Source organism: Paenibacillus spongiae (genome assembly GCF_024734895.1).
Classification (GTDB): Bacteria; Bacillota; Bacilli; order Paenibacillales; family Paenibacillaceae; genus Paenibacillus_Z; species Paenibacillus_Z spongiae.
Map to the genome: position 1 here is coordinate 2,002,501 of NZ_CP091430.1, position 23,152 is coordinate 2,025,652.

Below are 23,152 nucleotides of genomic sequence, written 5' to 3' on the forward strand. Positions count from 1 at the left end.
GAAGCCGGAGCGCCAGCTTCGGTGGAGGCACCGTTGGGATACCACCCTGATCGTATCGGAGTTCTAACCTGCCACCCTGAATCGGGTGGAGGGACCGTGTCAGGCGGGCAGTTTGACTGGGGCGGTCGCCTCCTAAAAAGTAACGGAGGCGCCCAAAGGTTCCCTCAGAATGGTTGGAAATCATTCGTAGCGTGCAAAGGCATAAGGGAGCTTGACTGCGAGACCTACAAGTCGAGCAGGGACGAAAGTCGGGCTTAGTGATCCGGTGGTACCGCATGGAAGGGCCATCGCTCAACGGATAAAAGCTACCCTGGGGATAACAGGCTTATCTCCCCCAAGAGTCCACATCGACGGGGAGGTTTGGCACCTCGATGTCGGCTCATCGCATCCTGGGGCTGAAGTAGGTCCCAAGGGTTGGGCTGTTCGCCCATTAAAGCGGTACGCGAGCTGGGTTCAGAACGTCGTGAGACAGTTCGGTCCCTATCTGTCGTGGGCGTAGGAAATTTGAGAGGAGCTGTCCTTAGTACGAGAGGACCGGGATGGACGTACCGCTGGTGTACCAGTTGTTCCGCCAGGAGCACCGCTGGGTAGCTATGTACGGACGGGATAAGCGCTGAAAGCATCTAAGCGCGAAGCCCCCCTCAAGATGAGATTTCCCAATTCGTAAGACCCCTGGAAGACGACCAGGTTGATAGGTTCGGGGTGGAAGTGCAGTAATGCATGCAGCTGACGAATACTAATCGGTCGAGGGCTTATCCTACGAGCTTTCACGGAGTGAAAGACTGCTTCGGAAGCATATGCTTAAGATGTAAGAGTTACGCAAACTCGTATCCAGTTTTGAAGGTGTAACAAAACACCTGAAACGTTTGGTGGTAATGGCGAAGGGGAACCACGCGTACCCATCTCGAACACGACCGTTAAGCCCTTCAGCGCCGATGGTACTTGGACCGCAGGGTCCTGGAAGAGTAGGACGTCGCCAAGCACGAGGAACCGACCGCATTTGCGGTCGGTTTTTTTATATTATGATAATCTCCGTGGCGATGCGTCTTCATTTTGCCTTCTTTGCGCGAAGCCGTTTGCAGCATCGGCTGAGGCTAGTAGCGGACAGAGGAGACGCTATTCACCGTAGTTTGGCCTATTTGCGATGGTTTGCGGACATCAGATCCGTTAGGTACATGAACTCGGTCCATTTCGGGATTTTTTTTGTTCAAATAACGGATCTCATGCCCGCAGCACCTGTAATATATTCCATAAATGATTCCATAACGGAACTCATGTCCGTCAGCAATACAGCGTTCGGGGCGAGAGTCCATTTGAATGTTTCAATCATGAGATGAATTCAAATGGTTCGTTCTTTATTCGTAATATTCTACGTTTATTGTGCGTTTTAATGCAACGCATAAGCTGCTGGGGTTTTGCGCAAAAAAAAGGATACCGTTGAACCGAACTGTCGAAACGGCGACTATAATAATGAACGCTCTCGAGAGAGGAAATGAACATGCAGAGTCATGAGCTTGAAAACCATTGATTTTCTGCTCTCTGCCGCTCTGCACAAATGCGGCCGGATAGAAGACTCAGAGGACCTGACCGGAGAAAGGCTTGTATCAGCACTAAGCTTCTTATCAAGAGGCAATGAAATTGCCGAGCCTAGGGCATGGCTTGCGATTTGCTCAAGCACAAGTTTTATGACTTGCTGCGAAAGAAGTATAAGCAGCCGCAGAATCAGTTTCCTGTCCCGCGCTTCATAAACAATATCATCTGAATGCTGCTCATCGCTTCCATATACTGCTTTTGCTCAGGACGCTTGTCAGATGCTTCGGAACGGGTTGTTTGGCATTCATCAAAAGTGTCGATAACGGTGTGTTGGCTCGGGCCATTAGTTCTTCAATCGCTGGAGGTGGATTACCCTTGTCCTCCGAGGTGTTGGTTGTCGATAAATAAAGGGTTGTTAAGGAGATCGGCATTCGAGGGGGAAGGTAAAGCTTGCTTGCAAACAGACAAGGTTCAGGGGGCGTCCAGCCCCCTGACCGAGCTTATTCTTTAACTGCACCTGCACTGAGGCCATTCTCGACCTTCTCCTGGAAGAGCAAGTAAACGACGACAGTCGGGATAATGGTAATCATGATGCTTGCGAATGTCGGTCCCATCTGAACCGCTCCGTATTGACCAACAAAAGAGAAGAGAGCCATCGAGATGTTATACATATTCTTATCGGTAATAAGAAGGACATTCCAAATCAAATCGTTGTAAATGCTGAAGAAAGCTAAGATTCCAGCCGTTGATATGGCGGGCATCGTTAATGGCAATAGGATCCGGAACAGCAGCGTACGCGGCTTACAGCCGTCGATAACGGCCGATTCGTCAATTTCTTTACTGATACCGCGCATAAAGCCCGAGATCAGAAATATGGCGAACGGAAGCTCGATAACGGCATACAGGATGATGAGTACGAAGTAGTTGTTGAATCCGTTCACTGTGCCGATCAAACGGGAGATCGGGATCATAAGTGAGAACACGGGGATCATCAAGCCGGTAATGAAATACAAATAAATGACTTCACGGAATTTAAAGTTTAACCGCGATAATACGAAGGAAGCCATAAGCGCGAGCAGCAAAGCAAGCAATGTGCCTGCGGCCGCATAGAAGAAGGAGTTGAAAATCGCCCAGAGCATGTTGCCGTCAACAACGGCTTGCTTGTAGTTTGACCATAACCAATCCGAGGGAAACGAGAACACCGCATCGCCGTAAATTTCGGTATTGTCCTTCAGCGAGTTCTGGAATGAGAACAGCAGCGGATAAAGAAATACGACAGCGCACAATACCGCGAAGGCGTAGATTGCGATGCGAAGAGGAGACTTGATCATGACTGCATTCACCTGCCTTCCATAATTATCGGCTCTCTTTGGAGCTCATCAGCTTATTGAGCAGGACCGTCAAGATAAAGCCTGTTACAATAATGAAGGTACCGATACTGTTACCCATGCCGAAGTTGTTGTATTTGAACGATTCATTGTAGAGCATTGTCGTTGGAACGTCCGTCGCTCCGTTCGGTCCGCCGCCGGTCATGACGAAGATCTGTCCGAAGACGCGGAGCGACTGGGTTACGGCTAAGACGGAGAAGATCTTGAAGGTTTCTCTCATGAGCGGAACCGTAATATATAGAATCTTTCTCCAGCCGACTGCGCCGTCCAATGAAGCGGCTTCATAAATTTCATCGGATATCGAGACGATGCCGCTGGCAAAAATAATCATGTTCAAGCCGACATAGATCCACGCATTGACGACGACGACAACATAGATCGCGATAGCGGGCTGTCCGAGCCAATCCTGCTGCAGAACGCCAAGTCCCATCAGCTCCAGAATCTTATTGACGAAGCCGCCATCGCCCTTCAGCAGAAACTGCCACATCAAGCCTACGGATGTGAGGGGAAGGATGGCCGGCATGAAGTATGCGACTTTAAAAAAGCGGCGGCCGCGCATCTTACTTGTAATGATCAAGGCAAGCGTAAAGCCGATCGGCAGAATGAGCACGAAGGATGCGAGAATGAAGACGCCGACATTCTTCAGCGACCGGTAAAATTCCGGCTTAGAAAACATGTCCGCGTAGTTGCTCCATCCGACGAATTCAAGCGGTACACTCTTAATGCCGTTCCAGCTGAAGAATGACATATACGCGGTCTGAATGACGGGAACGATAAAGATAAGGGTGTAGAGCACGAAGACGGGAAGTAGAAATAGAATGACGGTCGGGTAGACCCTGCGTCCGAACATAAGACGGCCTCCTTGCTGCTTGGATTCGATAATTCCGGTGTGAATAAAAACGCCGTCCCTCATCTCCCGTCCGCGAATGAGCGGGATGATGCGGGACGGTCGTTAACTCCCTTGCAGGTCCTTATTTACGGTTGGATTCAATAAAGCTTTGAATGGCGTCGGCCGTTTTCTGAGGCGAGTTGCCTGCGAACATGCCTTGAATTTCGTTGCGCACTTTATCCTGCAGCTGGGCGATTGGATCATAGGCATACAGCTCGCCTTTGAAGCCCGAAGCCGTATTTTGCGCTGCCATGAACGCTTGCGTCACGGGATCGACTGCAGCGGGATCAACCGTCATCTTGACAGGGTATACGCCGCCCTTCGTGAATTCCAGGTAGTATTGGAAGGACTCGACGGATGTAAGGTATTTGACCAGCTTAACGGCTGCATCCAGCTCGGCGCCTTTCGCTTCCTTGGATACCGAGTAGCCGCCTGCGCCGCCGAACCAGAGATCCTTCGTGTCCGGAGCGTCCGCGAATGCAGGGAAGGAGATGACGCCGATTTTGTCCGCGATTGCGGATTCGGCCAATTGGCTAATGCCCCATGAACCTTCGTACAGCATAGCGCTCTTGCCTGCAATAAAGTTTGCAGTGATGGCATTGTTGTCGGTCGTTACGATGTTATTGCCTAAGATTCCGGCATCCTGCCAATCCTTCATCAGCTGGAACAGTGACAGCATATCGGCATCATTCCATTTGGCTTCGCCGGATACAAGCGCTTCCGTCTTGGCTTGTCCGAATTTTTTGAGCGACAGATTGGTCAGCATGTGTCCGCCGCGGAAGTTTTCCTTGTCGGCTATTGCCATTGGAGTAATGCCGATTTCCTTGAACTTAGCCGAGACTGCGGCCATTTCTTCAACCGTTGTCGGCGGAGCCATGCCTATTTTCTCGAACAGCTCTTTGTTATAGTAGATCGCGATGCTGTAGAACTCGGATGGAACGCCGTACGTGCCCTTCAAATCCTTGTACTGCCACGTATCGAGCAGAGGAAGGAAGGCGCCGGACCATTCTTTGTCCTCGTCGAGGTATGGCTGCAGGTCGAGAGCGATGTTCTTGGCATAATCCTTGAACGCTTCTCCGCCGTAGTTGGTCCAGATATGCGGCACGTTGCCTGTAGCAAGGCTTGTCTTCAGTTTATTGTTGAATGCGTTCTCATCATTGAGCGACTCATCCACAACGGTAATGTTAGGATTCTCGTCCATGAACTTCTTGAGCAAATTCTGGAACGCGACCGCTGCAGGGCTTGTACCCGACGCACGGGATAGAATCGTAATGCTGACCTTTTCCTTGCCCGCATCCGCACTGTTCCCGCTGCCTGTATTCGCCGAATCGGCCGGTTCGTTCGTTTTGGAACCGCATGCAACCGTAAATACGGAAATTAGCAGCAGCATTGCCAGGACGAGCAGAGATGTTCTCTTTTTCTGAACCATTTCCATAACCTCCCATGATGTACTGGATCCTCGGAAGAATGTTTCTTCTGATACAGCCATTATATAAATCGGATTGTGTCATAAGAAGGGAATATCTTTACCTTACCGGTATGATTTTTACGTTCTTACAATTTCGCAATATAACGGGAAGGCGGCAGCCCGAACTGTTTTTTAAAGCATTTGCTGAAATACTGTGTATCCGTAAAACCGGTTTGCTCGGCTATATAGGTCATATTCTGACTGCCGCCGTCGAGCAGCTCCTTCGCTTTGATCATGCGGTACTTCGTCAGGTAGGTGACGACCGAGCTGCCGGTCTCTTTCGTAAAGATCCGGCTCAAGTAGCTCGGATTGACATGAATGCTGGCTGCTATACGGTTGAGATCGAGCGTAGAGTCCGCATAATTAACATCGATGAAGCTTTTTGCCTTTTCCACAAGAATTGCCGGGGTAGAACGACGGGCGGATTCACTCGTTCCGATTGCGATGCTATATTTCTCCTTCATCCAAGCCTCGATTGCATCCAGTGTTTCGAGCTGACGTACAAGCGTATCCGGCGCGAAGGAATGGAGGCTGCCCGAATCCGCGGCCGCCTGCTTCTCGGATGCATACAGCTTTAGAACGATGACCAGTTCACTGAGCAGGAAATGCAAATACTCAAGCGTGACCCCATCCTCTCTTAAACTTGCGAACAACTCGCGCAGCGTCGCCTGAATTCCCTCAAGGCTGCCAAGCCTAAGCTGAATAAGCAGGCTTTCCCGGACACTCGCCAAGTGCGGCAGCGGCTTGTCCGGAGGCAGCTCCTCGCAGCGGATGATACGGTTCGTGCCAAGCAATGTTTTGTAGGAGCAGGAAGTTATAGCTTCACTTGCGCTGGCCTGCAGTCCCGGTAAGCCGGCATGTGGACGGCCGACTCCGACGGTAATCGTGGAGGAGCCCGAGGCCCGGATCCGGTTCATTGCGAGCCGGCAATCCTGCAGCAGCTTGTCCATCCGGTCTTCGGAGAACGAGGCACCCATGTCGGCGATGACGAATAATCCTTCCTCATCGATCCAGGTTTCCGTTCCGGGTACGGAAGCGAAGCATTCGCCAAATATTGTATAGGCATCCGTTGGAGATTCATCAGATGAACCGCTGTTCAAGTCGGAACGAACGGACAGAACGACGAAGGTGCTCGCCGTCGATGCCAGATTCGGGCAATAGAGCCTCATTTGATCATCTTCAAGGGTAATAGAGCCATCCAGGAGCAGCTTGCGCATGAATCTGCCCCGCAAGATATCGTGGCTCTCGAGCAGCTTCTTACGCATAGAGGCGTTAACCTGCTGCCTGTCCGCTTCTCTGCGAATATCGTCCGAAAGGGCTGCGACCGCTGCGCGGAGCTCATCCGTATCGACAGGCTTCAGCATATAATCGTTTGCGCCTGCTTTTAACGCCGATTGGGCATACTCGAAGGTTCCGTATCCGGTCAGAATAATGATTTTCAATAAAGGGTAAGCGCTGCGTGCCATTCCGGCGAAAGCCAGCCCGTCCAGAATCGGCATGTTAATATCGACGATGGCCAGATGAATTTCGTGTTCGGCCAGCAGATGGAGGGCGTCCTCGCCGTTATCGGCTTCGGCCGCAACCGTGCAGCCGAGCGCATCCCAGTCAAGGCCATGCTTCAGACGTTCTCTTACCAAATATTCATCATCTACGATCATGACGTTTATCATACCCTATTCCCCCTGTATTCCTGTATCGGCAGCGTAATGGTTACCTTCGTGCCCGTTCCAGGCGAACTTTCGATGTGCAGCCCGTACTCAAGCCCAAAATAAAGCTTGACCCGTTCATTGGCGCTCTTGACGCCGAAGCTGCGCGGGGCCGATTCATCGCTGTTGAAACCAAGCAGACGGCGAATCGTCTCCGGCTCCATGCCAATCCCGTTATCGATGACTTCAAGGATGAGACGGCCGGAATGCGGAAAAGCATTGATTTCGATGAGCCCCTTCCCCCGCTTATGCTTCAGCCCATGATAGATCGAGTTCTCAACGAGCGGCTGAAGAAGCAATTTCACCGTAGCGCATGCTTGAACGGAGGGGTCGACATGTATCGTATAGTCCAGTTTATCGCCATAGCGCACCTTTAGAATGTCCAAATAGTGCCGGGTTATCGAGATTTCGGCATCGATGGAGATGATCGGACTGCCCTGACTGAGGACGCCGCGGTAGAACCGGGCCATCTGATTGACAAGACTGATAATATCGTCGTTGCGTTTGAGCTCGGCAAGGCCGCAGATGCTTTCGAGCGTATTGTACAAAAAGTGCGGATTGATCTGCGCCTGAATAGCCGCGAGCTCATATTCCTTGCGCTTCTTCTCCTCTTCGACATGGCTCTCCATAAGCGCTTTCGTACGACTGACCATCCGGTTGAACTCCACGGCAAGCTCGCCGATTTCGTCGCGGGATTCGAGGTCGAGCGAGACGTTTAAATCGCCGTCCTTGACCCGTTTGACCGTTTGCTTAATGCGGCTGAGCGGCTTCGTGATCGATTTCGTAATCAGGAAGGTAAGGAGGATCGCCAGCGCGATGAATCCGATTCCAAGTTTGAACAGCTGGTTCGTGAGGATCCGGTTATCCTCGGTGATTTCGTTAATGGGAACAATGCCGACAATGGTCCAATTCAAGCGTTTATAGTCCCTGGAGATGACAAGATAATCCTCTCCGTTCAACCTGAACGTCTGGCCTCCTTGCTGCTTCAGTACAGCGGGGAAGTAGGGCATGCTCCGGATCGAGCCGTACAGCCGGTCCTTCTTGGGCGTGGATACGATATTCCCTGCCTCGTTAATGACGAAGATCTCGCCTGTATGCCCCAATTGAATATTGGCATATTGATCATGAATGTAGCGCTCGTCAATTGATAATTGGAGGATGCCCAGCGAAGCCGCCGTCTCCATGGAGTTGAAGCGTTGGAACAAGGAGACGATATGATTCGTTTTGGAATCCTTGAAATAATTGCTCGGAGCCGTGCTTACCCATTCCAGACCGAATGACGATCCCTTGAAGCGTTCGAAATAATTGCCGCTGACATCGCGGATGTTCTGCAAGCCGCCGGAGTCGTAAATATTATGATACTTGTCGTACATAATGATCGCATGCACGAATGACTTGCCGTCAGCAATGCTGCTGAGCGCATTTTGCACCGTTCTGTAGCGCTGGTAGTAGGAGAAGGAGACGTTGGGATCGGCATTCGGCTCCACTGCTCCGATAAGTGTCTCCTGAATGATCCGGTTCTGAATGGCGATCTTCGCATAGCTCTCGGCGTTATCCAGAATAAGATCGAGTTTGTCGGTAACGAGCACTAAATTTTCCGATGTGCTGTGAATCGCCTTCTTGATGAGGATCGAGGAGGAAATCCGGTAATTGGTAACGGCCAGCGCAATAATGATGAGCGACAGAGCCACCGTGAAAAACAAGATGATCCGCTTGTGTATGGACTGGGAGTAGGCCCAGTGGTAGAAGCGTTTCAACAACGGTTTGATCGACACAGGCAATACCTCCGCGGATGGGCTGGGAATGGAAGCATAATATAGAAGATGACCGCTCTTCACCAGGAAGGGCGGTCTATTATTATTCCTTTATAGGTTATATCTGATTTCGTTGTTTGTCTAATTGTAATCGATGACAATCCATTATCCAGCGATGATTAGGCTGTTACCGCTGAATGTCGGGACCCATTGCTTTATGTTATAAACTTACATCAATCTTAAGGCCTAAAATAGGTGTAATTTCATTCCTAATCGACACTAATCGACAAAAAGATCGGAGTGAGCATGTTATAATATGGTTGAGATGTCCAAAGAAAATAATATAATATATTCCATTAAATTACATAAATAATCTTTTTGATGATAGATAAAATGAATGAAATAAATAGCTGTAACGAACGGAGCGGGAATATTGATGCTGATGAAGCGTCAGCGTTGCGCCCTTGTTCCGAATTTTTCAATAGCATTCAAGAAAATCCGGAACACCAGCGAACAGGTGGAACTTTATTCCTTCCCCGTGTCCGATTTCATTGGTTCTTTCGACCTAGAACGTTTGTTTGCTGACAACGAATTGTCATTGTGATGCTGTATCATACATTCATACCTTCTAATCCACCCGATATGCAGAAATGAGCTGAGCCTTATGAATATTATCATCACGATCGCCGGAATTATGATCATGTTTATCGTTACAATGCTTGCCGGTTTTATGTTGAACGGAATTCTCAAATGGATTCGGCTGCGCTTTCTGTCACCTATTGCTGCACTTGTTCTGTTATTGAACATGACGTACATGACGCGAGAGTGGTATTCGTTATTGCTCCTGGGCATCGTGATCCTGTCGGCCTGGACAGTCATCCGATCGTTATACATGAAAGCAATAGCCCGAAAAATCGTATACGCCGAAGAGCAGCTGGACAACGTGTGGGCGTCCTTGTATGCCATCTATGCGCTTTATGCCGCACTGCAGCGCTCCTTCCCCTATCACTGGGTTGAGAATAAGCTGGACCTGAGTCCGAATGCGGCCGTCATCACGCTGGTCTGTACCGCCTTGTCGTTCTTATTGCTGCTAAGCAGCCTGTCCGCGATATTTGGTCCCTATAAACAATTGAAAGGACGGTTGAAGAAGCAAGCCTGCATTGATGAAGCGTCGCTGAAATCGATCGTTCGGATTACCGATCCCAAGCGTCGCGAAGAAGCGCTCGGTTACGTGGATGCATTGGCTGAAAGATTAGTATCCCGTCAAAAAATAATGCGACTGGTAGACGGCGGCAAGCGATTTCTGATCAAGAAGGGAAGCCGCATGGCTAATGATGAACCGGTGCGGCGCGGTAGTGGTACGGACAGGAGTCCGGAAAGCCCGGAACCCGGCGCTCAAGCAAGTCTGTCCGCTGCCGCAGGAACGGATCATTCATCGGCAGATACGGATCGATCCGTCCTAAATAAGGGCTCATCGCCATTGAACCGCTTGGATGCCCGCGCTGCAGACGAGGAACCCTTATCGGTTCCCGAATCATGTCATGACGCCAGTGAAACTCATGGAACGGCATCCGGACCGGGAATAGATCAATCGTTTCGTATCCTGAGGCAAAACTTCAGCAAGCATCCGATCGCAGAAACGACATATGAAGACCGTCTTCACTACATGACGGTTCTCTTCTACGCCATCGAGGATTTGAAGCGGAAGCACAGCATTGCGGACGAGCTGTTGAGCCAGTATGCGGTGATGCTTGGCATTAGACAGGAGGATGCGGAGCCGATCCGGTCCATTCCTACGAGATCCTCTCCCGAATTGAGAAGTGCGTTCCAGGCTGTGAAAAAAATCCGGTGGCGCAAACGGAAAGGCTGGCTGTACAGCCGTTATTCGTATAAGTACGCGGCGTTCGGAGAGTTTCTGTATACACGGCAGCGGCTGACCGGAGAGAAGGCGGAGGAAGAGATCACCCGGTTGTACGGCCAGTCTCTCGGGATTTCCGCGGATGAACGCAAACTGACGATGGAATACTGCGCATTCTTGCTGGAAGGCAAGCTGAAAGCCGCACAGCTGCTGCTCCACTCCCAGATGCCAGGCAAATGGAGAGAAGGTCTTTCATTCCTGTATGAGAGAGAAGCCGGGAATCGGGCCATGGACGATCGGAGCCGATTCGGGACGGCAGTAGTTGCCACGATGAGCGCCGGCAAATCGACCTTCATGAATGCTCTGGCCGCGAAGGACCTGCTTCCTTCCAAGAACCAGGCGTGCACAGCGAAGATAACCGCTCTGGTCCATAACGCACAATTCCGTCAGACCATTGGATATTCCAGAATGGCGGCAGGCGGATATCTTTATTCGGGCGCAGCCAATGCAGCCGTGACAGCTCGTTGGAACGGCATTCCGGAAGACAATGAAGTGTACTTGGAAGGTTCATTGGCAGGAGCCTACTGTGCCGAGTCCGCTTTTGCCTTCTACGATACGCCGGGAACCAACTATTCGATGGATAGCGGCCATAATGAAATTACTTATCGATTTTTGGAAGAACGGCCGATGAATCTGATCGTCTATTTGATTAATGCGACCCAAATTTCGACGGATGATAACCGCGTGCTCCTACACAAGGTGACGGCGGTAATGGAGAAGGCGGAGCGTCCGCCGAATATCCTCTTTCTCCTAAATAAAGCCGACGAATTCGATCTGGAGGGGGATGACGATCTGGACGCTTCCATCGGCAGCGTCATTCATGATTTGAAAGAAGCCGGAGTAGAAGAGCCTGACGTTATACCGATCTCTTCATACGGTGCCAAGCTGTTTCGTATGGCGCTGGCCGGCAGGGAGCTTAGCAAGAAGGAAATGAAGGATATGGGGGCCTTATATCGGCTATTCATCGAGGACGGCGTGGATTTTACGCAATTTGCACGCATCCCCCGGATCAATCAACCGGACGATCCCCATTCATATTCGGCGGTTCACCCATGTCCGGACGTGCTGACCGTCGGCGGGAATCAGTACCGGGGGAGCGAGATGCTTCAAGCTCTGCAACGTACGGGGATGCCGGCTGTAGAAGCCTATATCAATCATTTGGCTCACATTCAAGGAGGCAATCGGAGCAATGGCTAACGTATCGATCAAGTACAACCCTTATAAAGTAGAATCGTTCATCTCGCTTAACGGCCGGGAAATTACGGAGGACAGCAAGCTTCATATTTACAAGAATGAAAGATTGCAGGTGTGGGTGGAGAAGCTCGGGCCGATTCTGGAGGATGAATGCAACGACGATGCGATACATATCACGTTTCACGGAACATTTCTCGATTATGAGGATATGAAGGATTACTTTTCGCAAATCAAGCATTCGGTCGTCACCTACACCTTGGAACACATTCCGGCCAAGGAAACGGACGATAAATTCCGCGAGCTGGTGCTGTTGTTCGATGAGATGCAGGCCGGTCCGTTCGAAGATTTGAAGGATGCGCATATTACGGAAAATTTTAAGAAAGCGCTCGGTTCCGAATTCGAGGTGAGCGTCATCGCTACGATGAGCTCCGGGAAGTCGACGCTGATCAACGCGATGCTGGGGCGGGAATTCGTCCCTGCCAAGAACGAAGCGTGCACAGCCACGATCGCACGCATTCGGGATCAAGACGGCATGGACGGCTATACGGCGAAATGTCTGGATCAGAACGGGGACGTCGTCTACGAGGAACAAGCGGTAGAGCTGGGGGATATGAAACGGTTTAACGAGGACGAACGCATATCCTATATCGAGGTGAACGGGGATATCCCGTTCATTCAGACCCGTAATGCGAACCTGATACTTGTCGATACGCCGGGACCGAACAACTCCAGAAACTCGGATCACCGCGATCATACGTACCGGATCATTAAGAATGCGTCCAAGCCGATGGTCTTGTACGTGTTGAATGCCACGCAGCTGGCGACGAACGATGACAGCATTCTGCTCGGCAGCGTCGCCGAGGCGATGAAGGTCGGCGGGAAGCAGTCGAAGGACCGGTTCCTGTTCGCCGTGAACAAGATCGATGAGTACGATACGGAGCGGGCGGACAGCATTGACGAGGCACTCGGGAATATCCGCCACTACTTGGCCCAATATGGAATCGAGAATCCGAACGTCTTCCCGATCTCGGCCGAGATGGCCAAGGTCATCCGTCTTCACCTCAGCGGCCAGCCGCTGACCCGGAAGCAGGAGAAGACATTGGCCGAATACGATCTTTTTACCGATGTTCCCCAGATGCATCTGACGAAATATGCAATGCTGCCTGAATCCGCCAAGGTGGAATTGGCGGAGAAAGCCCGCCTCGCCAAGGATGAAGGCGATATTTACGGCGAAGCGCTGATCCACACCGGCGTCCCCGCGATCGAGGAAGCGATTAACGAATATCTGGATAAATACGCGGTAACCGCCAAAATAAAAAACGCCGTGGACACGTTCAGGAAGAAAATCGAGGAAAAGCAGATGATGGACCTGCTGCTGAAGGAAATCGAGCACAACAAAGGCGAGAGAATGCGGATTACAGAGCGGCTGCAGCGGGTGGAAGCGCAGCTGAACGAAGGGAAAGCAACCGAGCGATTCAAACAGAAGATACAGCAGCTTGCATACAACAAGGACATGAGCGACCGGATCCGCAAGATCAGATCCCGGATCGATTCGATGCTGCAGGGGAAAGCCTCCGAGAAGATGACGATTGTGGAGATGGAGCAGGACATGTCCAAGCTGATCAGGAAGATCGACAACCTGCAGAGCGATGTGATCACGGAACTGGAGAAGCTGGTGAACGAAGGGCTGCGGTCAGAAGCCGAGCAGCTTCTGGTAGAGTATTCGGGCTACATTCAGGGCTTGATGCAGGACAAGGCTGTGAAGCTGGGCAAGCTGGAAGTCGGAAGCGAGATGTTCCTGCTCGGCGAGATGCCGGACGCCTCCGAGCTGATCGAAAGGCATAAGAGGACGGAGCAGGAGAAGGTCGGCGAGAAATGGGTCGAGAATGAGGGGAAAAGATGGTATAAGCCATGGACCTGGCCGCAGAAAAAAGGCTATTACCGGGAAATCTTCGAAGACCGGGAGTATGTGGACGGATCGAAAGTATTCGAAGAGTTCCTGAAGCCGGTTCGCGGCAGCTTCTATGAAAATATTCAAAAAGCGAATGATCATATGCAGGTGGAGTCGGAGCGTCTGAAGGCTTTCTTCCTGAAGGAATTGGACAAGCTGGAGTCCGTCATCAGGCAGAAGGTGAAGGAGCTCAAGGAACTGGCCGGCAATAACAATCAACTCGAAGAACGCATCCGGAACGATCGTCAGAAGATGGACTGGTTGCATGCCTTCCAGATGAAATTGGATGCCATATTGGAAATATAAGGAGGGTTATCGGATGTGGACTCCGAGCGACTATTTGCAGAATGCCGTAAAAACGCGCAATTATATACAAATTTACAATGAGCTTTGCAGCATTATTCATAAGGATCCGACCTTCGCGACCTATGAGCTGACGCAGGCGATCCATTATATACAAGGACAGGGAGTCCCTGCGCTTATTCACGAGCATGACGGGAGACCTTTCGCGGAGCGGGAGCAGTGGGACAAGGAGTACTGGGCGCTTGTCATCTCCGATCTGATGGATAATTTCTCCATACTGCGTCTGGAGCATATGAAGGAGGTGGGCCGCCAGCTGTTTGGCAAACCCCAGGCGGCGCATACGGCAGCGCCGCGTATGGAAGCGGGGGGAGTACCGCGTCCTGTATCGCGCCCCTCACCGCGTCCCTCACCGCGTCCGTACATGAATGCCTCGTCCGGTCGTCCGTCATTCGGCCGGCCGGCCGGCAAGGTTCGCCGAAGCGGGGACAATAACGCAAAAAAGCTTGGCGCCGTTGCGATTATCGCGGGTCTGGCCGTAGCGGGGGCAGCGGCACTCGGCTTCAAGAAAGGATTGCTGGTCGGCGGTGCGGCCGCATTGATCGGCGGGACGATTTACTTGCTGCGCAAATCCAGGTAGCGCAAAAGAATCGTGAAGCATACGAATCGGTCATGGACCTTCACATACAAAAACAATAGAAACGACATGGAGGGGAAGAACGTGGACAAGCTTGATATCCGTCAGCAGCAGCAGCTTACGCAAGCATTCGAACAAGCGGATCATATCGTAACCAAGAACTATTTGCCCGATCTAGCCCAATTCGATGTTATTCCGATGCCGGAAAGCCAGAAGCAGCTCCCCGTCAGCGAGACTACCCGGCTGATGCGGATGAACAAAGTCGTCTATGACAAAAGCGAGAACGCGTTGGATAAATTATCGAGCGTCTACAATGCGCTGGCCGGCAATAAAGGGGCGCTGATCGTTCTGGTTACCAGCGACGGTACGAAGACGGAATTCTACATCGGCTCCAAGTCCGATGCTGCGGCCGGAAGCGTCTCATCTTCCCAGAAGACGCTGGAGAAGGCGTTCAAGGGCAATTTCCCGGGGAGCGAGCTGGAACGGCTTCGCAATAACGAGGTGGAAGAGCTGATGGAACGCGTCTTCGCATCGGAATTGGAATCCAGCCCGCTCGCGGTCTCTGCCGTGTCCGGCGTAGCTTCTCTGCGAACAGAGGACAAAGCGGATTTCGTGCAGGGCATCGAGAAGCTGATCGATGCGATGAGAGGCGATAAGTTCTCCATCCTGTTCGTTGCGGATCCGATCCCGCACCGGGCATTGAACGAGATTCGGCGGGGTTATGAAAATTTATATACGCAGCTCTCGCCATTCGCGGCGAGCGATTTGCAGTTCAGCGCGAATGACAGCACCGCCGTAACGGAAGGGCTGACGCAGGGTTTCTCGGAGAGCATTAACGAAAGCCTGTCCAAGACGCAAGCCACTACCGAGAATGTGACCACGACGGACAATCAATCGACGAATTACGGCCGGAATATTTTAACCTCTGCCCTGGTGCGGTTAACGGGCGGGAAGAGCTCCACCTCCGAAAGCTCGAGCTCGACGGCCGGCTATTCTTCCTCGCGGACAGAGGGGTTGACGACGGGGACCTCCCGCATGGACTCCTCGCAGGAATCCACCTCGAAGTCCGTGACGGAAGGGAGCAGCCGCAGCCTACAACTGAAGTTCGCCAACAAAAGCGTTCAAACGCTGCTGGAGCGGATCGACGAGCAGCTGCAGCGCTTGAAGAAGTCGGAGGATCTGGGAATGTGGAATTGCGCCGCCTATTTCATTGCCGAGGATGCGCAAACGTCAAAAATTGCAGCCAATACGTATAAATCGCTCATGCGCGGAGACAATTCCTCGGTCGAGAGCGCCTGCGTGAATACATGGGACAGCGGAAGCAAGCGCAATCTGGCCCGGGTGACCGACTATGTGCGAAAATTCCGCCACCCGCTGTTTGAGTTAAGCAGCTCGAACGGCGATGAAGTCCCGCCGGTTACGCCAGGCTCTTTGGTCAACGGGTACGAGCTGGCCATTCAGGCGGGACTGCCGCTCAAATCGGTATCCGGACTGCCGGTCATCGAATCGGCGGAATTCGGCCGCAGCATTGTCACGTATGACGCGCAGCCCTGCGGAAGACGAATTACTTTGGGCCGTATTTTTCATATGGGAGCCCCTGAAGAAACGGAAGTCGACATCGATGTGGACAGCCTCGCGATGCACGCGTTCGTAACCGGTTCGACCGGATCGGGCAAGTCGAACACGCTCTATCAGCTTCTGGATAAGCTGGGGAAGGAGCAGGTGAAGTTCCTTGTTATCGAGCCGGCCAAGGGCGAGTATAAGCAAGTGTTCGGCGGCCGGCAGGATGTTCGGGTGTTCGGGACCAATCCATCCGTGTCGGAGCTGCTGAAGATCAATCCGTTCATCTTTCCGGACGGCGTCCATGTGCTGGAGCATATCGACCGGCTGGTGGAAATATTCAATGCCTGCTGGCCGATGTACGCGGCAATGCCAGCCGTCTTGAAGGAAGCCATCGAACAGGCCTATCTGGACTGCGGCTGGGATCTGGAGGAATCGATCAATTACAGCGGCAGCGGCGTATTTCCTTCCTTCGCCGGTCTGATGGCCATTCTTCCGGCTATAATCCGGGAGTCGGAATACTCCCAAGAGGTCAAGGGCAACTATACAGGCGCCTTAATTACGCGGGTCAAGTCGCTGACCAATGGCATTAACGGGCAGATCTTCTCGAATGATGAGACCGATAACGCCGTGCTGTTCGATCAGAACTGCATTGTGGATTTGAGCCGGGTAGGCTCTTCGGAAACGAAAGCCCTGCTTATGGGGGTGCTGGTTATGAGGCTTCAAGAGCATCGCTCCGTCTCGAGCACCGAGATGAACGGCGCGCTGAAGCATGTTACGGTCATCGAAGAGGCGCATCACCTGCTTCGCCGTACTTCGCAAGAGCAGTCCCAGGAGGGCAGCAATCTGCAGGGAAAAGCGGTTGAGATGCTGGCGAACGCGATCGCGGAGATGAGGACGTACGGCGAAGGCTTTATTATCGCGGATCAATCGCCGAGCCTGCTCGACATGTCGGTCATCCGCAATACGAATACGAAGCTGATTCTCCGGCTGCCGGACGAAGGCGATAGGCAATTGGTCGGCAAATCGGCCAATCTGAACGACGAGCAGATCGTCGAATTAGCCAAGCTTAAGGTAGGCGTATCGGCTATCTATCAGAACAATTGGCTGCAGCCTGTGCTGTGCGCCGTCGATCGTTACGAAGGCGTGATGAAATATGAATACCGACCTGCAGCCGTAACGGACAAGCAGTACAACCGCCGTATGCTGGGGGGCTTGACCAAGCTTCTTCTCGCCGTAAGGACGGCCGGTGTGCCGGCTATCGATCCGGCTGCGGACGAATGGGATCGGATCAAGCAGTGGCTGCTCGGCTGGCGCATAGCTCCGGGTGTGAAGACGCTCCTTCTGGCGGATCTGGACCTGTGGAAGCGGGAAGGCAGAATGGAGCTGTGGCAGGAAGAGAAGTTTGAACGTCTCTCCTCGGTACTCTATGCCTTGTACGACGGGAAGACGCTGCTGAAACGGGCGCAAGCGGCAGGCGACCTGACGCAGTGGAACGAGCAGGCGTCCCGGTCCGTGCGCAGCGCCTCCGAGCTGTTTCAGGATGAAATCGTGGAGAGAACGGTTGTTCAGTGCCTGTTAAGAGAGCAGTCGCTGGAGAATGAAGAAACGAAGCAGTTCTACTTCTTATGGGTGGAAGATGCAAACGGGAGGGGTATCGCATGATCGAGACATTCGCGGCACTGAAAGAAGTGGCCAAGGAAGGATTGTCAGGGCAAGGCTCGGCCGTCCCGGAATTTGCCAAGGGGTTGAAAGCCGAGTCGGTCACGAGCTACGATCTTGCGGATAAGCCGCTGCTTGGCAAGGTGACGGAAGTGTCGGATTTAAGCGAGCTTGCCAAGGAGTACGGGCAGGAGCTGCGCGATCTGTCTCCCTATCCGGAAACGCTCCAGGATCTCGATATTACAGAGTGGAAGAAGGTGTCGCCCGATGAAGTGGCCGATAACCGGATGGAGTTCCGCAATGTGAAGGACACCCTCATCCAGCAGTGGGAAGAGCGTACCGGCAACGAATGGCCGACCTATGACGAAGACATCTACTCGGGCAACGGGATCAAAATCCGCAGCGCCGGCGATCTGTATGACGCCCATCACATCCGTCCGCTGGAATTCGGCGGCGGCAATACGTCAGACAATATAACGCCGCTGCATGCCGAGGATCATTATGACAGACAGGGCATTCACGCTCCCGGCGGCGTATTCGCCCGGATCGGCGAGGCGCTGAATGACTGGAATGGAGGAGCGGGCTATGACATTGAACGAGCTTCTTAAGCAGTTCCAAGCTGAACCGATGTCCCCGGAGAAGACGGCTTCACTGCTGAAAATTGTCGGGGAAAGGTACGGCTTCCAACCGGCGGGGGACATGTTAACGATATTAGAGCTTGGCGGCACGGCCGCTTTTCAAGCCAAGCCACCCCTTCGGTTTCTGGGGCTGGACGAGATTATTCATGCGGAGGCTTATCTTCATGTGGATTTTGCGGGCAGAGGGTTGCTGCCGTTGTTCGATCTGTACGAGAATGATTTCATCTGTTATCGGATACAGGACCGTCAGTTCTGCGTATTCAATATTATCGACTACAGCCAGTTCGGCCAAAGCGGCTCCGTGATCGATGTTCTAAAGAAGCTGGGTTATTTCGTCTAGAGTGAACAAATAAGAGCTAGATATAGTGGGAGCGGAGCAGGAAGGATGGAAAACCGGGAACAACAGCGATCGGAAGAACATTCTGCCTGCGCAGCGGGTTATATCCGATCATTCGTTCTATATGATGATAACGAAGAAGCCTCCGGGACCATAAACAATGGTCCGGAGGCTTCTTCGTTATGGATGTCGCGATTGAACCCTGCTATGCAGAGGATTCGTCCCGCTTGACGGCAATTGTCGACTGCCCGTTAATCAATGTAACGGGTATATTGATTTGCTCGGCGATCTGCGGATTCTGTATCGCTCTAATGAGCAGCTCCACGGACCGGTTGCCCATTAATTCAAGATTCTGCTCCATGTGGGTGAAGTAGGAGTTGTTCAATACGCTGATGCCGGGATTGTCGAAGGTCATAACAGACAGATCTTCCGGAACCCGTATGCCCAGCTTCGCGGCTACTTTGGAGATGTATACGGCATCCGGCGACTGAATGGCGAATATGGCCGTAATATCGCGATTCTCCGATAACCATTCTTCAATATGCTCGATTGCCGTAATCTCGTCATGGAAAGGGGAGTCATCGTCGATACGTGTGAGCCAGTGATGCGGCTGCACACGGATTTTGGCGAGGCGTATGGCTTCCAGATAGCCTTGAAACCGCTCTTCCGAGCTTGACGTTTTTGATTTGGGCGACGAGACGACGCCGATGTTCCGGTGCCCAAGCTCGATCAGATGATTCGTTGCCTGCAGGGCGCCGCCATAATTATCGGAATAGACGGAGTTTGTCTTGATGCCCGGTAAATAACGGTCGACCAGTACGAATGGAAATTGATTGGCTTTGAGCTCAAGAATCGCCTCATTATAAGCCTCTCCGTCCAGAGGGTAAATAATTAATCCCTTAACGCCGGCGGCGACCATCTCTTTGATCGCTTGAATCTCATCTTGCTGGGAGAGTGACGACCGAACCATCAGCGCATACCCTTGATCCCGGCAAGCTTCTTCAATGCCTAACAGCAGCCTGTACATAAACAGGTCGCGAGCAGGATACATAATAAACCCGATGGCGTTCATCTGGAACGAAATGGGCGGCAGAGCAGGAGATACCGCGCGAGGCGGGGCATCGGCGTTATAGGCTTCCACGAACGTTCCTTTGCCGGCTATACGGTAAACAAGCCCTTCCTCGACCAGATGCTTAATGGCGGTCGTGATCGTGACGCGGCTTACCTGAAATTTATCCATAAGCTCCGCTTCCGTCGGAACCTGATCCCCTGGCTTAAGACTGCCGCTATCGATTTGATTCTTTATATATTCTCTAATTTTGACGTATAAAGGGATTTTGGCATTTCGCATCAATCGTTCTCTCCAATCCTACCTATATTGAAGACCATTCTATATTCTGCGGCTCGACTCATCGGAAACGAGAATGAACCTATTGTATTATAACATTTTATCTTAAGCGACATGAGCCGTCAAGTAAAGCGGGGAGCGATGGCAAACACACTATATCCAGCTAATGAATCATATGATACGGATACAGCCGGCATTATACTGCTTCATGGCTTCTTATAATTGACTTATAAAATGACCTTATGTAATATCTCAATTTATGCAATCAAATTGATTCCATAGGCGGCCGGCGTAGTTTGTGTATATCAATCAGTCAAACCTGAGAATGCCGAATAGGCCAATGGTCTATTTTGTTTGTCGAACGGGTATCTCCTTCGGGCCAAGTGTTCTAAGGAATCGCAGAGCGCCATAACCCTTAGTAGGGTGTGCTTTATCAGGGTCGGGGCAGATCGGTGCATACCCCGGGCGAACGGTGGAGCCCGCCACGAATACTTGTCGGAGGTACAAGGATGAAGACGAGCGATTGTATTGCGATGCTGCTTGCTGGAGGGGAAGGGCGGCGACTGGCGCCGCTTACGAACGATCTGGCCAAACCGGTCGTTCCCTTCGGAGGGCGCTGCCGTATCATTGACTACACCCTAAGCAACTGCGTCCACTCTGGCATTAGAACGATCGGGGTATTGACTCAGTATAAGGCGGAGTCGGTTCATGACCATATTGGTGATGGAACGGCCTGGCAAAGAGAGGAGAGAGACGGATGTTCAACAATAGAGCTGCTGCCATCAAGCCGGGTAAGTGCGGAGAAGTATGCCGGAACAGCCGACGCTTTATATCAAAATATGGATTACATAGACCGATTAGATCCAGCTCATGTCCTTGTACTTGCAGGTGATCATATTTATCGGATGGATTACCGCGAAATGCTGGCTTCACATAAGAGAAGCGGCGCTTCTGCCACTATTGCGGTGAAGCAGGTGCCCTGGAAGGATACGGGACGGTTCGGTATTATAAGCACGGATGAGCATGGACGGATAGCTGCATTTGCCGAGAAGCCGATTCGGGCGGCAAGCAATACGGCTTCGCTAGGGATATATATATTCCGCTGGGCGGATTTGCGGCGAGCACTCCTGGAAGACCGGGATCATCCGGACTCCAGCAGGGATTTCGGCAAAGATATTATTCCGCGTATGCTCGATACGGGATACATGCTCATGGCCTATCCGTTTGAGGGCTATTGGCGGGATGTCGGGACGGTCGAAAGTCTTTGGGAGGCTCATATGGATATATTCGACGGCGGTCTTAACGAGGAATGGCATTGGCCGGTTCTGACGCGGGAACGGAAGCATACCTATCCCTCCTTGCTGACGCCGCATGCGGTCGTCCGACATTCCTATATTCATCATGGCAGTTATATTGAAGGCTCTGTCGAGCGCTCGGTCGTCTTCGGAGGCGTGGCTGTCGGCAGAGGGACCGACATTCTAGAAAGCATCGTCATGCCGGATGCTCAGATCGGCCGAAATGTGCGCATTATAAGGGCCATAATAGGCGAAAGGGCCATAATCGAGGATGGGTCGGTCATCGGTTCCCCGGACGAAGCTGTAACCGTAATTGGGGCCGGTGAGCGTGTGGAAGGGCACGGGTATGACGCCAGAATTGCGGAGCGAATTAAAGGATCCGTGAGTGAAGCGGGAAGAAGGTTTCTGGAGAAGAGGGAGCTTCCATTGTTCCCGGATTTCAACTTTTAACGAAGTCACAAGGTGGATTCAAGAGAAGCAGCGAACGGAAGCATATTCTGCCTGCGCAGCAGTTGTGCCCGAAATCAGGGGATGTCTTAAATAGAAGATTTGATCCCTATCCTATGATATAATCTAGAGCAATAGAAGCGAATGGGACGGCATCTGCTTTGCTCCGCAGAGGAGTGAAGCGGGTGCTGTTCCTGTTCGTAAGGAAGGATGGAGGCAGTCTGCTATGGATTTTAAGGAATTAAAGGATCGGGTTAGCGAGAGCAGCCGCATTGTCTTCTTCGGAGGCGCCGGAACTTCGACGGAGAGCGGAATTCCTGATTTCCGGTCTGCCGAAGGGCTGTACAATGCCAGCGGGGATGAAACATACGCGCCGGAAGAAATATTGAGCCGTGACTTCTTCAAGGCAAGGACCGAAGCGTTCTATACCTTCTATAAATCCAAAATGATTTATCCGGAGGCGAAGCCGAACAAAGCGCACGAAGCGCTGGTGAAGCTGGAGCGGCAGGGCAAGCTGCAGGCGGTAATTACGCAGAACATTGACGGGCTGCATCAGCTGGCCGGAAGCAAAAATGTCCTTGAACTGCACGGTTCCGTCCAGAGCAATCACTGCATCGCGTGCTATGCGAAATATCCGTTACCGTATGTGATGGAATCGCCCGGCGTTCCGGTATGCCGGCAATGCGGCGGGATCGTGAAGCCGGATGTCGTGCTGTATCAGGAAAACTTGGATATGGATGTGCTGGAGCGTGCGGCATCCTATATTCACAAGGCGGAAGTGCTGATCGTTGCCGGTACCTCGCTTACGGTACAGCCGGCGGCAGGGCTGCTTCGGCTATATGAAGGGAACGCGTTCATTCTGATTAACAAAAGCGCCACTGCGATGGACGGGCTTGCCGACTATGTCATCTCCGACAGCATCGGCCGCGTTCTCCATGCGTTAGTTGAATAACCTTTTCTTAAGGATCGAATGATTGCTCGAATAAAGGAGGCGCGCTTCCCAGGGGTCTCCTTTATTACGATACAATGCAGGCTTACAGGCTGACGCCTTCGGTAATCATATCGGGAGGCAGATGTCCGAGGCCAAGCCTGGCGACGGGGAAATGAAAGCGCTTCAAAATCATCAT

The 23,152-nt window shown here is 52.0% G+C and carries 14 protein-coding genes and 2 rRNA genes (1 of these 16 cut by a window edge); 10 read left to right on the plus strand and 6 right to left on the minus strand.

Features of this window, described 5'->3' with window-relative positions; all coding sequences use genetic code 11:
• Both L1F29_RS09155 and rrf read left to right on the plus strand, forming a co-directional pair.
• A 23S ribosomal RNA gene (locus L1F29_RS09155) occupies window positions 1-760 on the plus strand; it begins 2,170 nt to the left of the window's first position.
• A 105-nt stretch (window positions 761-865) separates the two neighbouring features.
• Window positions 866-982: ribosomal RNA gene (gene rrf / locus L1F29_RS09160) — 5S ribosomal RNA — on the plus strand.
• Window positions 983-2,033: 1,051 nt separating this feature from the next.
• On the opposite strand, the gene L1F29_RS09165 is transcribed toward rrf, so the two are convergent.
• The 5 genes from L1F29_RS09165 to L1F29_RS09185 form a co-directional block, all read right to left on the minus strand.
• Window positions 2,034-2,864, minus strand: coding sequence for a carbohydrate ABC transporter permease (locus tag L1F29_RS09165; RefSeq protein WP_258388016.1), 831 nt, complete (start codon window positions 2,862-2,864; stop codon window positions 2,034-2,036).
• Between the two features lie 25 nt (window positions 2,865-2,889).
• Complete coding sequence (locus L1F29_RS09170) at window positions 2,890-3,771, minus strand: carbohydrate ABC transporter permease (RefSeq protein WP_258388017.1); 882 nt, start codon at window positions 3,769-3,771, stop codon at window positions 2,890-2,892.
• Window positions 3,772-3,892: 121 nt separating this feature from the next.
• Window positions 3,893-5,239 carry an ABC transporter substrate-binding protein gene (locus tag L1F29_RS09175; protein ID WP_258388018.1) on the minus strand — a complete coding sequence of 449 codons (1,347 nt, stop codon included), beginning with the start codon at window positions 5,237-5,239 and terminating at the stop codon, window positions 3,893-3,895.
• 125 nt (window positions 5,240-5,364) lie between these two features.
• Complete coding sequence (locus L1F29_RS09180; protein ID WP_258388019.1) at window positions 5,365-6,948, minus strand: response regulator transcription factor; 1,584 nt, start codon at window positions 6,946-6,948, stop codon at window positions 5,365-5,367.
• Entirely contained in the window at window positions 6,945-8,759 is a 1,815-nt protein-coding gene (locus tag L1F29_RS09185) for a sensor histidine kinase (protein ID WP_258388020.1), read from the minus strand. The genes L1F29_RS09180 and L1F29_RS09185 overlap by 4 nt, the downstream gene beginning before the upstream one ends.
• Before the next feature lie 643 nt (window positions 8,760-9,402).
• On the opposite strand from L1F29_RS09185, the gene L1F29_RS09190 reads away from it, so the two are divergent.
• The 6 genes from L1F29_RS09190 to L1F29_RS09215 all read left to right on the plus strand — a co-directional run bounded on the left by L1F29_RS09190 (window position 9,403) and on the right by L1F29_RS09215 (window position 18,938).
• Window positions 9,403-11,853 (plus strand): dynamin family protein, encoded by a 2,451-nt coding sequence (locus L1F29_RS09190; protein WP_258388021.1) that lies wholly within the window; start codon window positions 9,403-9,405, stop codon window positions 11,851-11,853.
• The gene (locus L1F29_RS09195; protein ID WP_258388022.1) at window positions 11,846-14,107 is read left to right on the plus strand and encodes a dynamin family protein; all 2,262 of its coding nucleotides are present in this window, start codon (window positions 11,846-11,848) and stop codon (window positions 14,105-14,107) included. The genes L1F29_RS09190 and L1F29_RS09195 overlap by 8 nt, the downstream gene beginning before the upstream one ends.
• Window positions 14,108-14,120: 13 nt before the next feature.
• Entirely contained in the window at window positions 14,121-14,741 is a 621-nt protein-coding gene (locus L1F29_RS09200) for a hypothetical protein (RefSeq protein WP_258388023.1), read from the plus strand.
• 81 nt (window positions 14,742-14,822) lie between these two features.
• Complete coding sequence (locus L1F29_RS09205; protein ID WP_258388024.1) at window positions 14,823-17,963, plus strand: ATP-binding protein; 3,141 nt, start codon at window positions 14,823-14,825, stop codon at window positions 17,961-17,963.
• Window positions 17,960-18,568, plus strand: coding sequence for an HNH endonuclease signature motif containing protein (locus L1F29_RS09210; RefSeq protein ID WP_258388025.1), 609 nt, complete (start codon window positions 17,960-17,962; stop codon window positions 18,566-18,568). The genes L1F29_RS09205 and L1F29_RS09210 overlap by 4 nt, the downstream gene beginning before the upstream one ends.
• Window positions 18,546-18,938, plus strand: a complete 393-nt coding sequence (locus L1F29_RS09215) for a hypothetical protein (protein ID WP_258388026.1) — start codon at window positions 18,546-18,548, stop codon at window positions 18,936-18,938. The genes L1F29_RS09210 and L1F29_RS09215 overlap by 23 nt, the downstream gene beginning before the upstream one ends.
• Before the next feature lie 202 nt (window positions 18,939-19,140).
• Here L1F29_RS09215 and L1F29_RS09220 read toward each other — a convergent pair whose 3' ends face one another.
• The gene (locus tag L1F29_RS09220) at window positions 19,141-20,286 is read right to left on the minus strand and encodes a GntR family transcriptional regulator (protein ID WP_258388027.1); all 1,146 of its coding nucleotides are present in this window, start codon (window positions 20,284-20,286) and stop codon (window positions 19,141-19,143) included.
• Between the two features lie 506 nt (window positions 20,287-20,792).
• Between L1F29_RS09220 and L1F29_RS09225 the strand changes: the two genes are divergently transcribed.
• Window positions 20,793-22,028: a sugar phosphate nucleotidyltransferase gene (locus L1F29_RS09225; protein ID WP_258388028.1), complete on the plus strand. Its 1,236-nt coding sequence runs from the start codon at window positions 20,793-20,795 to the stop codon at window positions 22,026-22,028.
• 223 nt (window positions 22,029-22,251) lie between these two features.
• Window positions 22,252-22,977, plus strand: coding sequence for an NAD-dependent protein deacylase (locus L1F29_RS09230; RefSeq protein ID WP_258388029.1), 726 nt, complete (start codon window positions 22,252-22,254; stop codon window positions 22,975-22,977).
• Window positions 22,978-23,152 lie beyond the last annotated feature (175 nt).

What these genes read in the sequence shown, in the direction of transcription:
- L1F29_RS09165 (WP_258388016.1), bottom strand. Translation starts at nt 2,864, where the DNA reads ATGATCAAGTCTCCTCTTCGCATCGCAATCTACGCCTTCGCGGTATTG.
- L1F29_RS09170 (WP_258388017.1), bottom strand. Translation starts at nt 3,771, where the DNA reads ATGTTCGGACGCAGGGTCTACCCGACCGTCATTCTATTTCTACTTCCC.
- L1F29_RS09175 (WP_258388018.1), bottom strand. Translation starts at nt 5,239, where the DNA reads ATGGTTCAGAAAAAGAGAACATCTCTGCTCGTCCTGGCAATGCTGCTG.
- L1F29_RS09180 (WP_258388019.1), bottom strand. Translation starts at nt 6,948, where the DNA reads ATGATAAACGTCATGATCGTAGATGATGAATATTTGGTAAGAGAACGT.
- L1F29_RS09190 (WP_258388021.1), top strand. Translation starts at nt 9,403, where the DNA reads ATGAATATTATCATCACGATCGCCGGAATTATGATCATGTTTATCGTT.
- L1F29_RS09195 (WP_258388022.1), top strand. Translation starts at nt 11,846, where the DNA reads ATGGCTAACGTATCGATCAAGTACAACCCTTATAAAGTAGAATCGTTC.
- L1F29_RS09200 (WP_258388023.1), top strand. Translation starts at nt 14,121, where the DNA reads ATGTGGACTCCGAGCGACTATTTGCAGAATGCCGTAAAAACGCGCAAT.
- L1F29_RS09210 (WP_258388025.1), top strand. Translation starts at nt 17,960, where the DNA reads ATGATCGAGACATTCGCGGCACTGAAAGAAGTGGCCAAGGAAGGATTG.
- L1F29_RS09215 (WP_258388026.1), top strand. Translation starts at nt 18,546, where the DNA reads ATGACATTGAACGAGCTTCTTAAGCAGTTCCAAGCTGAACCGATGTCC.
- L1F29_RS09220 (WP_258388027.1), bottom strand. Translation starts at nt 20,286, where the DNA reads ATGCGAAATGCCAAAATCCCTTTATACGTCAAAATTAGAGAATATATA.
- L1F29_RS09225 (WP_258388028.1), top strand. Translation starts at nt 20,793, where the DNA reads ATGAAGACGAGCGATTGTATTGCGATGCTGCTTGCTGGAGGGGAAGGG.
- L1F29_RS09230 (WP_258388029.1), top strand. Translation starts at nt 22,252, where the DNA reads ATGGATTTTAAGGAATTAAAGGATCGGGTTAGCGAGAGCAGCCGCATT.